This window comes from Pararhizobium polonicum (assembly GCF_001687365.1).
Lineage (GTDB): Bacteria > Pseudomonadota > Alphaproteobacteria > Rhizobiales > Rhizobiaceae > Pararhizobium > Pararhizobium polonicum.
This window is the reverse complement of record NZ_LGLV01000004.1, coordinates 265,225-276,947: the sequence shown is the minus strand read 5'-3', so window position 1 is coordinate 276,947 and position 11,723 is coordinate 265,225. Positions and strand designations below refer to the sequence as shown.

Below are 11,723 nucleotides of genomic sequence, written 5' to 3'. Positions count from 1 at the left end.
TGTCGTGCCCTATCTTGTCAGGATTGCATGATACCAAATGACGTGGGGATGATGCGCGATGAGACATGTCGTGAGCTTAAAAAGGGCAGATATTTACATCCCGGCGGCGGATGTGATGGCTCGCTATGGGATTTCGCGGGCGACACTCGATCGCTGGATGCGGTATCGCGGGTTCCCTGCTCCTCGCAAGATTGTCGGAAAGCGATATTTCATACTCGATGACATTGAAGCCTGGGACTGCGAGCAATCCGGTGATGATCCGATCAACAGCGCTGAGACGGCGCTTGGCATGCCGATCGTGTCCGGCCTGATCCAGAATTACGATGAGTTCGTGAAGGCTATGACTTCGCGCCGCAACGAGCTTGCGCTGTCCTGCATCGAGGTCGATGCGAGATCCGGCATGCAGGAAGGATATGCGAACAAGCTGGAGAACTGGCGCAAGGATTTTGGTCGCGGCATGGGACCAGAGACATTCCCGCTGTGGCTGGGTGGATTGAAGTGCGGCATCATCCTGGTGGATCTGCCACGGCGACCAAGAAAGCAGGGTGCGATCCGATCCAGCGCCGCTTAGCATTTCCCTGTCGGCGAAATGAAAACCAAATTTCAAACCTCGGCATGTTTCGGGTGGACTAGATGATCCATAAATGGTAACATCTAGTCCACTACTTCATTCATATATTGAGTGAAAATACATAGGGGTAATGAAAATATGGACTTGCAGGATAGATTGTCGGAAGGAGTCGTCCAGCTTGCGAGATTGGGTTTGTCAGGTCGTGCTCAGGATGTGCAGGCCTATCTACGGCAATCGATCCGCAAGCTTCGTAAACAAAGCCCGGAACTTGCAAATCAGCTTTCCGAACTTCTCGCGCTTGCCCCAACCGCCTTGTCTCCCCTCCGCGATTTCGGAGGAGCCGTTGTTCCGATCGATGCAGATTCCCGGCTTGCTCTTGCGAAGAGTGAGTTTCCTGTGGTGATGCCCGGAGAGCCGATCCTTGACGTGGACTTGCGGGATCGGATCATGCAGGTCGTCGGGGAGCAGCAGCATTTAACTGAACTCGAAAAGCAGGGTTTAGGACCGACGAGATCGTTGCTTTTCGTTGGCCCTCCAGGCGTTGGTAAAACGATGAGTGCTCGATGGTTGGCGTCGTTGTTGGGGCGACCACTCATCACGCTCGATCTGGCAACGGTTATGAGCAGTTATCTTGGCAAGACTGGCGCAAACATCCGATCTGTTCTGGAGTATGCGAAGAGCGTCGAGTCGGTACTCCTTCTGGATGAATTTGATGCGATCGCAAAGAAGCGTGACGACGAGGGCGATGTTGGAGAGTTGAAGAGACTCGTGACAGTGCTCCTTCAGGAAGTGGACGATTGGCCGTCCACCAGTCTGCTCATCGCCGCAACAAATCATGGAGAATTGCTGGACCCGGCCGTATGGCGCCGTTTTGACGATGTTCTTGAATTTCGCAGTCCCACAGCGGCAGAGCGTGCGGAAGCGCTGCTCCATCTTTTCGGTGAGGATACGGAGGGGCTTGAGAAGTGGATGCCATTGCTTGTGAATTTTTGGGATGGGCGGTCATTCAGTGACCTGACTCGCTCGGTGCAGTGGATGAGACGGCGCGCAACGATCGCCCGAGAGCCTCTTCTTGACGTGATCCTGGCGCGCGTCGGCCATGAATTACGAGAGGGATCGCCGGAGGATCGAAAGAGCGCTGCACACCTCCTTGCGGAAAGCGGTTACAGCGATCGGAAGATAAGCGAAATCGTCGGGATATCCCGGGACACAATACGGAAAACGCGGCCGGCAACACCGGCGAAACGTGCGAAGGTATCCTGATAAATGGCCAGCCCAAGATATTTAATCGGTCAAGGCGAACAGTTGTCAGAAGAGATTGCGCGTCCGCCGCGAGGGATGGGTGAGAAGGCTCATCCGTATTCCTTTTCTGAAGCCCGTCGCCGGCTTGCACCCCAATGGCAATCTACCGCAGAGGCCATTGCATCCTTGCCGCCGCTCGCCCTTCCAGGAGGTGAGGCGGCTCTGGAAGTCACATTGCATCCAAGTTATCTGGCGAAGTCCTACTATCCCGCTGGCCTGATCAGGGAGCTGGGGCTTCACCATCTCGGAAGTCGCGCAGTGCATATCGTCCCGGATAAGGTCGTGGCTGCCAGGGCAGAAGAAAGCGGCAAAGCCCAGCCTGCTCCAGTTCTGTACCTAGCAGGAGACGCGGATCGATTGATCGAATTCAGCAACGCGGCGGGACGCTGGGCTCCGCGCGATGACGATGTTGGAGATGCCTTTCGCAGAATTGAAAGCGTTACGGTACCAGGCCGCGATCGACTGAAAAAGCTTTCCTCACGTTTTGAAGGGCGCGATTCCATTCCCATGGAAGTCGTGCTCCACAATCCAGACGAGGTGGGAAACAGCGAAGTTATCCTGACCTTTGCGAAATTTATGCGGTCGCTCGAAGTTAGCTTTGATCTGAACCGTCAGCGCCAAGCGGGCGGGTTGGCTTTCCTCCCGATTATCGCACCTCGTGACCGGCTGGACGACGTCTTGAATTTCTCGTTCCTGCGGGTCCTGAGAGAAGCTCCTCGCATCGTCCCTTTTGATCCGGTAGCTCGTTCCGTCGGTCGAGCTTTCCCTGTGACAGTGTCGACGGAGGAGGCTGTTGCTCCTGATCTTTCCGTCGCCATATTTGATGGTGGGCTTCCGGATGCTCACGGCCTTGATAGGTGGGTATCCGTCCACGATGCGCCAGGCGTTGGAGCACCTATCGCATCCGCCCAGGGACATGGGCTCGCCGTAACATCTTCGTTTCTCTTTGGACCCTTGAGCCATGGTCAACCCCTGGCAAGGCCCTATGCGAATGTTGATCACTGGCGCGTCTATGGGGATACCGACAGCGGCAGCGATTTTGAGGCATTCGACATCCTTGATCGCATCGAAGCAGTGCTGACCTCACGCCGCTATGATTTCATCAACATCAGCCTCGGGCCGGATTATTCGATCGATGACGATGACGTGAGTCCTTGGACAGCGCGGCTCGATCAAATCCTTGCGGCCGGTGAAACCGTCGCGACCATCGCATGCGGGAATAACGGTGAGCGCGATCGGGGCAACGGATTGCATCGTATCCAGCCTCCTTCAGACGGGGTGAATATGCTTGCCGTCGGTGCAAGTGACGGGTTCGGCTCAGACTGGAAGCGGGCGCCCTACAGCGCCTTCGGGCCGGGACGAAGCCCGGGTTATGTGAAACCTGATTTCCTCGCCTTTGGCGGCTCTCATGGAACGCCGTTCCTCGCGTTGAGTTCGGTTTCTCCGCACGCCGCTTCCGGTACGATGGGGACGAGCTTTGCAGCTCCTGTGGCCATGCGTTCGGGCGCGGGCGTGCGCGCGCAATTCTCGGAACCTCTGTGGGCTCCTGCCGTGAAAGCTCTCCTGGTGCATCATGCCAATGGGGACGAAGCGGACCGTTTGGAAACGGGTTGGGGCTTCCTGTCGCACGGTCTCGGGGATCTCGTTCTATGCGATGATTATGAGGCGCATATTGTGTACCAGCGGCAGATGCCGACCACTGGCGCAGTAAGGCTCTATTTGCCTGTCCCAGACGGCTTGAGCGGCATGGTGGAGATCAAGGCGACCTTCTGCTTTTATTGCGAGGTCGATCCAGAAGACGCGATCAATTACACGCGTGCCGGACTGGACATCCAGTTCCGCCCCGATACCACGACCCTTCCCGCTCCATATTACAAGGGGTCGAAGCTAATCACCCCTTCCGTGCCCGCAGCGGATGGCTTCTTCTCCGCCAAGAACTTTTACGCAACAGAACACATGCAGCGCGACGATGCACAAAAGTGGGAAACCACCCTGTCGCGATCAAAGAACAAGCGGGCTTCATCACTCAGCCAGCCGGCCTTCGATGTCAGCTATGTTGCTCGTGAGCACGGCCATGGCGGCCGACGCTCGGCAAATATGAAATTTGCACTGGCGCTGACGATTCGAAACCGCTCTGCAAAAGACCTCTATGACAGGGTGATTGTGAGTTCAGGTAATCGCCTGCAGGCCATGCGCCCCAGGGCTGGCGTCCAAGTGCCCGTTCGCCTTCCCAAGTAATATCGCCTGCGAGACGAAGGCTGGTGCGATCGTTCCGACCGATTTCACCAACCTTCACATTCAGAGGCTTTCAGCCTTCACCGCCGAAGGATTGAAGTGGACAACTGTGTTCTCTGCCTTCGATCCCGGAAAGCTGAAGGTGAATTCGGGTGCCATGGGATCGGGCATCCGACCCTTCTTTTGCTTCGCGCGTTTCTCGGGCTCGAAGAACTCCCGGGATATGTGACCCAACGACGGCAGATGAGGGCGCTTCCCCCGAAACCATTCTGCTATCGACACGATCTGCAACTTCGGTAAATGGCCGTGTGCTGTCTGAACGAAACCGAACGCAGCGGCCTCCGTGTTCATGTCGCGCGTCGGTTCATTGAGGCAGATAAACAGGCCCATCTCCGCCCGTTCTCGATCGATGACTGCTTTGAATTCCCGAACATCCTTGCTGCCAACATTTTGGCCGCCCTTTACCGATGTCAAAACCCGTCCCCATCCCCGCGGGCCGTTCATAAAGTACATCTGACCATCGATCCCGCGATCTGGTCCCTTCTTGATTTCCTTTAAGGCTTGCACACCAACCAGGTAGTTTGCCCACCATTGGAACTGATACTTGTCGTTTAACGCAAGCCTCTGAGCACCCTCAAAATCGCGAGGGACGCCGCCTACCTCGAACTGCGCGAGCGGGCTTTGCCGTAGGATTCGATCCTCGATTACTTTGATCGCGTGAAATGCAACGTCGATCCCGATCCATTGGCGATCATTCGCATGGGCAGATGCAACTGTAGTACCGCACCCACAAAACGGATCAAGCACGACGTCGCCGGCGTTCGAAGACGATTTGATGATCCGATCCAGCAGCGCCTGTGGCTTCTGGGTTGGATACCCCAGTCGTTCGGCAGTCAGATTGTGGAGAGGGCGGATATCAAACCATATGTCTTGCAAAGGAACGCCAGGCAGATCTTCCGGGTATTGTTTTAAGCGCGGCATTCCGCCCTCTTTTTTCGGCCAGTGGACCCGACCAGCGGCATCCAGTTCCTCAAGCTTGGCGGGAACATAGGCCCAGTGTCTTCCTTTTCCTGTAACATCAAGTCCACGCCAAGGCTTGCCGGTTTCACCGTTCCTGGTGCCGGCGCCGGTGAGATCCGATCGCTTCCACTTCCGCCCTTCATCGTCAGTTTGATCAAAGAAACGGTCGAGATACTCCTGTTCGTATGGCTGGTATTGATGGTTCCACTTGAAGTCCGGAGATTTCCCATAAAATAGGATGACATCATGGATTGGGCCGTAGCGGCGAGCGCTGCTGTGTGCACTCGTCCGTTTCCATATCACCTCGCTGAGAAATCGTGTTGGACCGAAAACGGAATCCATGATGATTTTGAGGTAATGGCTCGCGGTAGGATCGCAGTGCAGGTAAAGTGACCCGGTGCTGCGAAGCACGCGGCGCAATTCCGACAATCGCTGCGCCATCATGACCAGGTAGGCCATCATGTCGCTTTCTCCTAAGGCTGAATGAAGTGCGTGAACAATAGTGGCGACGGGACCGCCGCTCATCATGATCTCGTCAATTGCCCACTGAGCTTCGTTGCCCCAAGTCCATGTATCGCGGAAAGCCTCAACTTGAGCGCTGGCGGCTTCATCAGATGGCGTTCGAAATAGGACGTTGTAATTTGCGTTACTGTTGAAGGGTGGGTCGAGATAGATCAAGTCAACGCTTTCGGACGCGACCTCTTCTCGAAGGATTGTAAGATTATCTCCAAACCAAAGCTGATTCATCTGGAATTCCCCGAAGCCCGGGATATGAGAGTGATCGAATTTTATTAAAGATTTACCACCACTGGTTTTATGGGTTCGAAGCTATACTGAAACTCTGCAGTGCAGTCTTCGTCAAGGTGGGTCGATGCCGCTCCACCTTGACGAAGATAGCGGCGCTGGTGTTGATCGAGCCCATGGCAAAATCGATCACCCTGTTCGTTGATGACGAGGAGCTTCTCAAGCGCTTGAATCTGCCTGCGCGGCTTGGCGCATCGCTCCAATTCCTGGAGGAGAAGGAGGGGTTCCCTAAACCGGAAGCTGATTTCGGCAACAAGCGATATTACCCGGCCGTGGTAGCATGGCTCGATGCCGAGTTTGGCCTCGCCGATCGCCGTCCATATTTCGCCAAAGACGACATTGAATCCTACAAGCTGTATCCTTCGAAGAAAAAGAAGCGAAAGTCTCGATGGGGCGAATGAACATTGATCCGATGGACGCCCGGTTCATGACCGAGGCGGAGATCGCGAAGGAACTCGGTGTCACGACCGCGGAGTTCAAGGCAGCGTTGCCGGAGCTGATTGAGGAAGGATTCCCGCCGCCGCATCCCCTCTTTGCAAACAGAAGATATTGGCCCCGCGTCAAGATGTTTATGGACTGGCGGTGTGGTCTCGCCGACGATGAAAATGCTGACGTCAATCACACCTTGCGCCGACACACGAAGGACGGCCAAGAGGTGTGGTGACCGCTCAGGCGATCTCTTCGCCCCAAGGCTGATCGTCATCCAATGAGAGCTTCTGAAGGATTTGAAGGCCCAGGGACTCGATGTAGGGATAGCGAAGCGTGACCTCCCAATCCCACTCCTCGGGTGTGGATCCTGGTGGCGGGGTTTCCATTTCCTTGCAAACACGCATAACGCTTGTAACGCGCTCGATCATCGCTTCCCGCGGTATCGGGCGACTATCAACGATCTTGTTGAGCCAGAATAGAGCTGCGTGCTTTTCAAGGTGCAAAACATCGAGTTCGGAAAGATCGGTCACACCAGTTCCTCATTGTCTACGCGAAGCCGCATCGCGGTATCGCTCGTTGATTCCATCTTCGATCCGATCGAGCTCTTCCGACGGCATGGCGGCGATCTTGTCCCGGCCCCGTCGCGCCATTATTGTGATCTCCGGGCCGATCTGGTCGAAAGGTGGCGATACACCTCGAAGATCGAATTCGGCTTGAGCGTCGTTCATTGCCAGCCGGCTTGCAGCATCATTGCCGTCGCGCGCGACGAGCCGGACCGATGAGATGAACTCGAATTCCAGATCGCTGTTTGCCAGTCCTTGCAGATGCCGTCCTCTGCCGATGTAATCCTGGGATTTTCTCAGGGTATCATGCGCGAGTTCGTGGTTGGCCAGCCGGTCGGCATCATCCATTGTTTTCTCCTTCCTCACGAAATTAATCGCGGATCATCCCGCGCGCTATTTCTCTTCCCGGATCGCCCTGTCCAATTCGAGTATCTGCGCGGTCAGTTTGCTCATCGCCGGACCGCTCATTTTGTCGATCGTGGCATCGTAGCTGCCGTAGAGTTTGCTCTGCACCTTGCTGAGTGCTGAATGAATTGTGTCGAATTTATCCTTCAGCGCGAGGTAGCCCTCGAAGTCGTTCGGCAGGATGCCGTGCAAGATCGTCGCTGCCAATCGTAGCCTATCGCGGGTGCCTCCGCTGCCAACGAGCACCTCAACGGCTTCCCCTACGACACCGCGGGCGTGACTAAGACGAATGTTCATGTCGTTCCTTTTCTTTGAGATGAGGCGGACCGCCAGTGTGTTCACTTCCCATGAGACGCGGCTGAAATAAGTGTTTCTCGCACCCAGTCGCTCAAGGAGGCGGCGCCTGCGGCTCTGGCAGCGTCGCCCAGCATGCTGTTCTCTTCATCGGTCAGCATCACTACGAGGCGTTTGTCGCGCTTGAGGTGTGTGGGTACTGGCGGTCTGCCCATCGGAAATCTCTCCTGTATTGTCGACAAATTAGAGCAATCGGATTAACAGTACAATAACTATTACAATAACTATTGACAAGCTGTTAAGTGTGGCAATAATTATGCACATCGAAACATCGATGGAGTAAGACAATGCCGAACGCATCCGTTCCGGCCGCCGCCGAAGGCGTGCCTTCTGAAATTCACGCCCGCAACCGCATCCGCGAGCTGGCATATGAAATATCGTCGCTACTCGATCGCGTGCCCCTGGCTGCCATGCTGACCATTAATCCGGCCGGCTCGAACAACCACCCCGTATTCCTTTGCGAGTACGTTGATGAGGATGCCGCAAAGCGCCGGCCTGTCCCGATTGGCGAAGCGAAAGGCGTCAACAACGAGGCAATCTCGGTGATCATGGAGGCCGAGGATGTTTTCAGCGAGGCAGCCGATATAGCCCACCTTGTCTTCCTTGCGATCCAAAGCATACGCATGGACGAGGAGAACCGCGCCCTGAGCGCCGGTGTTTACGATATTGAACATCGGCTTGAGCGAGGCCGCAAAATGCTCCAGGAAGCAAGGGAGCTGCTGCAATGACAAACGTAGATCGTCGTCAAGTTCTCCTCGCCCTGGCGGGGGCAGCAGCAGCGCCAGGCGTGTCCGCGGCGGCAACCGCCCCTCTGGAGCCTTGGAAGGATGCTGAGCACCACGCACGCGGACTCGCGAAGGCAATGGCCACCTGGCCCGACTGCATGCGCTTTCAGATCACGATCGTTCCTCACCAGCCCGAGCAGCCGTTGTTCTGGCTGTCGATGCCCGCGCCTGAGATCGAGGTGGGTCAACTCGACGAGGCTATCAAGGCTCATCGAGAAGCCTTCCGAGTGACAGACACCATGCCGGAAGAGCTGGAGGAGTGTGACGAGGGACAGCGCGCGTTCGAGGCGGAAGACAGCACCTTCGCGGCACTGTTGCATTTTAACTGCCGAACCGGCGCGACAAAGGCTCGAAAGGTCGAATATCTCCTCGCGCATATCCGAAAGAGAAACCGCTTTGACTTGGAATTGAATGCGGATCAGCTCGAAACCCTGCTGGATTCGTTGATCCAGTAGGAAGGATTCGTGTTGCCCGGAAAATTCCCGACGGTGTCGGATGTTGCCCAGAACGTTGCCCGAAGTCATTCGTTGACACTGATCGAGGCGAAAGCTTGCTGCTAAGTGTTTGAATTTTATGGTGCCGCTTGCAGGACTCGAACCTGCGACCCCATCATTACGAATGATGTGCTCTACCACCTGAGCTAAAGCGGCCCATGCGTCCCGCAAAGCTGCGGAACGATGTGTGAGGGGCTGATACCTGCAAACCGATGGGATTTCAAGCCATCAGTTTTGAGAACGTCAAAAAAGCCATGGACAGCCGAAAGAGAGGGCTTTCAGAGTGCCAGCCGCTGGCGGGCCTCGCTGTATTCGCGGGCAAGCCGGTCGACGAGGCTGGCGACCGGGGTGATCTCGGTGACGGCGCCGATGCCCTGGCCGCAGCCCCAGATATCCTTCCAGGCCTTGGCGCCGGTGGTGGCCGCCTCGAAATCCATCTTGGACGGATCGGCTTCCGGAAGATGGTCAGGGTCCATGCCGGCGGCGGTGATCGAGGGTTTCAGGTAGTTGCCGTGGATGCCGGTAAAATAATTCGAATAGACGATATCGGCGGCAGCGCTGTCGACGATCATCTGCTTGTAGGCGTCGCTGGCGCGGGCTTCTGTCGTGGCGATGAAGGGCGAGCCGATATAGGCCATGTCGGCACCCATCGCCTGCGCGGCCAGCAAGGCGCCGCCGGTGGAGATGGCGCCCGAAAGCAGGAGAGGGCCGGTAAACCAGCTGCGGATTTCCTGCACCAGCGCGAAGGGAGAGAGCGTTCCGGCGTGGCCGCCGGCTCCGGTCGCAACGGCGATCAGCCCATCGGCACCCTTGCGGATGGCCGAGTTGGCATGGCGGTTGTTGATCACGTCATGCAGTACGATGCCGCCATAGGAATGGATTGCGGCATTGACCTCGGGCACGGCGCCGAGCGAGGAAATGACGATCGGCACCTTGTATTTGACGCAGAGCATCAGGTCGTGTTCGAGCCGTTTGTTGGATTTGTGGACGATCTGGTTGACAGCGAAGGGCGCTGCCGGCCTGCCGGGATTGCGGGCGTTGTGAGCTGCCAGTTCCTCGGTAATTTCCGCCAGCCATTCGTCCAGCTGCGCTTCGGGCCGGGCGTTGAGCGCTGGAAACGAACCGACGACACCTGCCTTGCATTGGGCAAGCGTCAGGGCAGGATGAGAGATGATGAAAAGCGGCGCCGCGACGACGGGCAGGCGCGTGGTACCGTTGAGAATGGCTGGCAAGGACAAGGGTTCGCTCCCGGTTTCGAATATTTGACGTTTTCGTAAACGTAAGAACTTTACCAGCCACTTTTCGTTTTGCAAGGCTGTCCTGCTGAGGTCGGCATGGCTGGATCCGCGAAATCCTCCGGGTTTTCCCCGGCGCTGTCAGTCAGTTTTGTGCGCAAGGCTTGCAGATCGCCGCGTCAACGGTTACCCAATTGTTAACACATCCAAAAGCGTGCCGGGTTTGATGAGAACATCCGGCCGCAGCGGCGGATTGCTGGTGGAACCGGAGCGCCGGCCTTGCTGCCCGGTTCCGGGGCTTCGGCCCGAGTGCGACATGCTCTTGCAGGGTAGATTGATACCCGCACCAAGAAGGACGGATAGTGAGCGGACTGGAGACTGCCATCAGACATGCGCTGGAACGCTCGGACCGGGCGAATTCCGAAACGCGTGCGCGTATCTATCAATCGGCGCGAAATGCACTTGAGGCTGGCCTCAAGAAGCAGGACGTGCTCGATCCGGACGTGATCGCCCAGCAGCGCCATCGCTTGGAAGCCGTCATTCATGCCATCGAGCAGGAGGAGCGCGCCACGCTGAAGGCGGCTGCCTCGGTGCCGCCGCCGGTGCGTATCGATGCCGCTAGCAACGAGAATCACGCCCCTTCGGCGGAGCTTGACGACGGAATTCATCTGCCGCCCGGGCAGGGCGCGGGTCAGGGTGCCGGCGTTGCCCCCAGCGTTGATGGCGGACTTGCGGGCCTGCGTCCGGAACGCCGTGAGGGTTCGCCGCGTATTGCCGAGGCGGCACCGGTCGAGCCGACGGTGGGCAAACGGGGCAAACTTGCCAAGACCGCGACAGCGCAGCCGAAGCCGCGCCGGCGCAAGCGGGGCCGTTTTCTATCCTTCGTCATGGTTGTGACCATCCTGGTCGCCGCGGTCGTTATGGCGGCCTGGTGGGCAGAAACCAGTGGGCTACTGAAGACGGCGGCTCAGCGGGATACCAGCGTCGCCAATCCGCCCTCGACGGTCCAGTCGGAAGATTTCGACGGCGGAGAGGGTTTGAAGACACTGGGAACCCAGTCGGGTTTCTCCGGCGATTGGGTCGATGTCTTCACGCCTGCCGATACGGCCGGGGTCAAGCCGGGCAGCCGCGCCACGGCTGATTCCGTCAACGACGAGCGCGGGCCGCGTGTTCGCATCACGTCGGCGAGCGCGGATGCGGACGGCAATGTGCTGGTCGAGATTCCGGCCTCGGTGCTTGAGCAGATCTCCGGCAAGACATCGACCGTCGCGCTGAGCGTCCAGGCGGACGCGGGCAAGCAGACGCAGTTTTCCGTCGAGTGCGATTTCTCCTCGCTCGGCGATTGCGGCCGTCACCGGTTCACGGTCAACGAGGAAAAGAACGATATGCTGTTCAAGGTGACGTTCGACCGCAGCCTTGCCCCGAGCTCCCCCGGCCATATTCTGATCAACAGCGACGTGACGGGGGCCGGCAACAGCCTCAACCTCTTCGCCATCCGCATTCTGCCCGGGCAATAAGGGTATCGG

Annotated in this window: 13 protein-coding genes and 1 tRNA gene; 8 read left to right on the top strand and 6 right to left on the bottom strand. The window is 57.3% G+C overall.

Features of this window, described 5'->3' with window-relative positions; all coding sequences use genetic code 11:
- Positions 1–58: 58 nt before the first annotated feature.
- From ADU59_RS03030 to ADU59_RS03020, 3 genes are all read left to right on the top strand, one after another.
- Positions 59–571, top strand: coding sequence for a helix-turn-helix transcriptional regulator (locus ADU59_RS03030; RefSeq protein ID WP_068951541.1), 513 nt, complete (start codon positions 59–61; stop codon positions 569–571).
- Between the two features lie 138 nt (positions 572–709).
- Entirely contained in the window at positions 710–1,834 is a 1,125-nt protein-coding gene (locus ADU59_RS03025) for an AAA family ATPase (RefSeq protein WP_068951539.1), read from the top strand.
- A gap of 3 nt (positions 1,835–1,837) precedes the next feature.
- A complete protein-coding gene (locus ADU59_RS03020; RefSeq protein WP_083198102.1) occupies positions 1,838–4,111 on the top strand; it encodes a S8 family peptidase in 2,274 nt (757 codons plus the stop codon).
- Positions 4,112–4,171: 60 nt separating this feature from the next.
- Here the strand turns inward: ADU59_RS03020 and ADU59_RS03015 are convergent, their stop codons facing one another.
- The gene (locus ADU59_RS03015) at positions 4,172–5,875 is read right to left on the bottom strand and encodes a site-specific DNA-methyltransferase (RefSeq protein WP_068951535.1); all 1,704 of its coding nucleotides are present in this window, start codon (positions 5,873–5,875) and stop codon (positions 4,172–4,174) included.
- A gap of 137 nt (positions 5,876–6,012) precedes the next feature.
- Between ADU59_RS03015 and ADU59_RS30960 the strand changes: the two genes are divergently transcribed.
- On the top strand, positions 6,013–6,333 hold the full coding sequence (locus tag ADU59_RS30960; protein ID WP_193427064.1) for a hypothetical protein: 321 nt from the start codon (positions 6,013–6,015) through the stop codon (positions 6,331–6,333).
- Positions 6,330–6,596, top strand: a complete 267-nt coding sequence (locus tag ADU59_RS03005) for a winged helix-turn-helix domain-containing protein (RefSeq protein WP_193427063.1) — start codon at positions 6,330–6,332, stop codon at positions 6,594–6,596. The genes ADU59_RS30960 and ADU59_RS03005 overlap by 4 nt, the downstream gene beginning before the upstream one ends.
- 4 nt (positions 6,597–6,600) lie before the next feature.
- On the opposite strand, the gene ADU59_RS03000 is transcribed toward ADU59_RS03005, so the two are convergent.
- Genes ADU59_RS03000 through ADU59_RS02990 form a run of 3 tightly spaced genes read right to left on the bottom strand, consistent with a single transcriptional unit; the run spans position 6,601 to position 7,626 of the window.
- A complete protein-coding gene (locus ADU59_RS03000) occupies positions 6,601–6,891 on the bottom strand; it encodes a hypothetical protein (RefSeq protein ID WP_068951531.1) in 291 nt (96 codons plus the stop codon).
- A gap of 9 nt (positions 6,892–6,900) precedes the next feature.
- A complete protein-coding gene (locus ADU59_RS02995; RefSeq protein WP_068951529.1) occupies positions 6,901–7,272 on the bottom strand; it encodes a hypothetical protein in 372 nt (123 codons plus the stop codon).
- A 45-nt stretch (positions 7,273–7,317) separates the two neighbouring features.
- Positions 7,318–7,626: a hypothetical protein gene (locus tag ADU59_RS02990; protein WP_139093134.1), complete on the bottom strand. Its 309-nt coding sequence runs from the start codon at positions 7,624–7,626 to the stop codon at positions 7,318–7,320.
- A 344-nt stretch (positions 7,627–7,970) separates the two neighbouring features.
- On the opposite strand from ADU59_RS02990, the gene ADU59_RS02985 reads away from it, so the two are divergent.
- Together ADU59_RS02985 and ADU59_RS02980 are read left to right on the top strand one after the other, a co-directional pair.
- Entirely contained in the window at positions 7,971–8,411 is a 441-nt protein-coding gene (locus ADU59_RS02985; protein WP_068951525.1) for a hypothetical protein, read from the top strand.
- Positions 8,408–8,923, top strand: a complete 516-nt coding sequence (locus ADU59_RS02980) for a hypothetical protein (RefSeq protein ID WP_068951523.1) — start codon at positions 8,408–8,410, stop codon at positions 8,921–8,923. The genes ADU59_RS02985 and ADU59_RS02980 overlap by 4 nt, the downstream gene beginning before the upstream one ends.
- Positions 8,924–9,042: 119 nt before the next feature.
- On the opposite strand, the gene ADU59_RS02975 is transcribed toward ADU59_RS02980, so the two are convergent.
- Both ADU59_RS02975 and ADU59_RS02970 read right to left on the bottom strand, forming a co-directional pair.
- Positions 9,043–9,118: transfer RNA gene (locus ADU59_RS02975), tRNA-Thr, on the bottom strand.
- Positions 9,119–9,240: 122 nt separating this feature from the next.
- The gene (locus tag ADU59_RS02970) at positions 9,241–10,200 is read right to left on the bottom strand and encodes an NAD(P)H-dependent flavin oxidoreductase (RefSeq protein ID WP_068951521.1); all 960 of its coding nucleotides are present in this window, start codon (positions 10,198–10,200) and stop codon (positions 9,241–9,243) included.
- 359 nt (positions 10,201–10,559) lie between these two features.
- On the opposite strand from ADU59_RS02970, the gene ADU59_RS02965 reads away from it, so the two are divergent.
- A complete protein-coding gene (locus ADU59_RS02965) occupies positions 10,560–11,714 on the top strand; it encodes a biotin transporter BioY (RefSeq protein ID WP_068951519.1) in 1,155 nt (384 codons plus the stop codon).
- Positions 11,715–11,723: the final 9 nt, after the last annotated feature.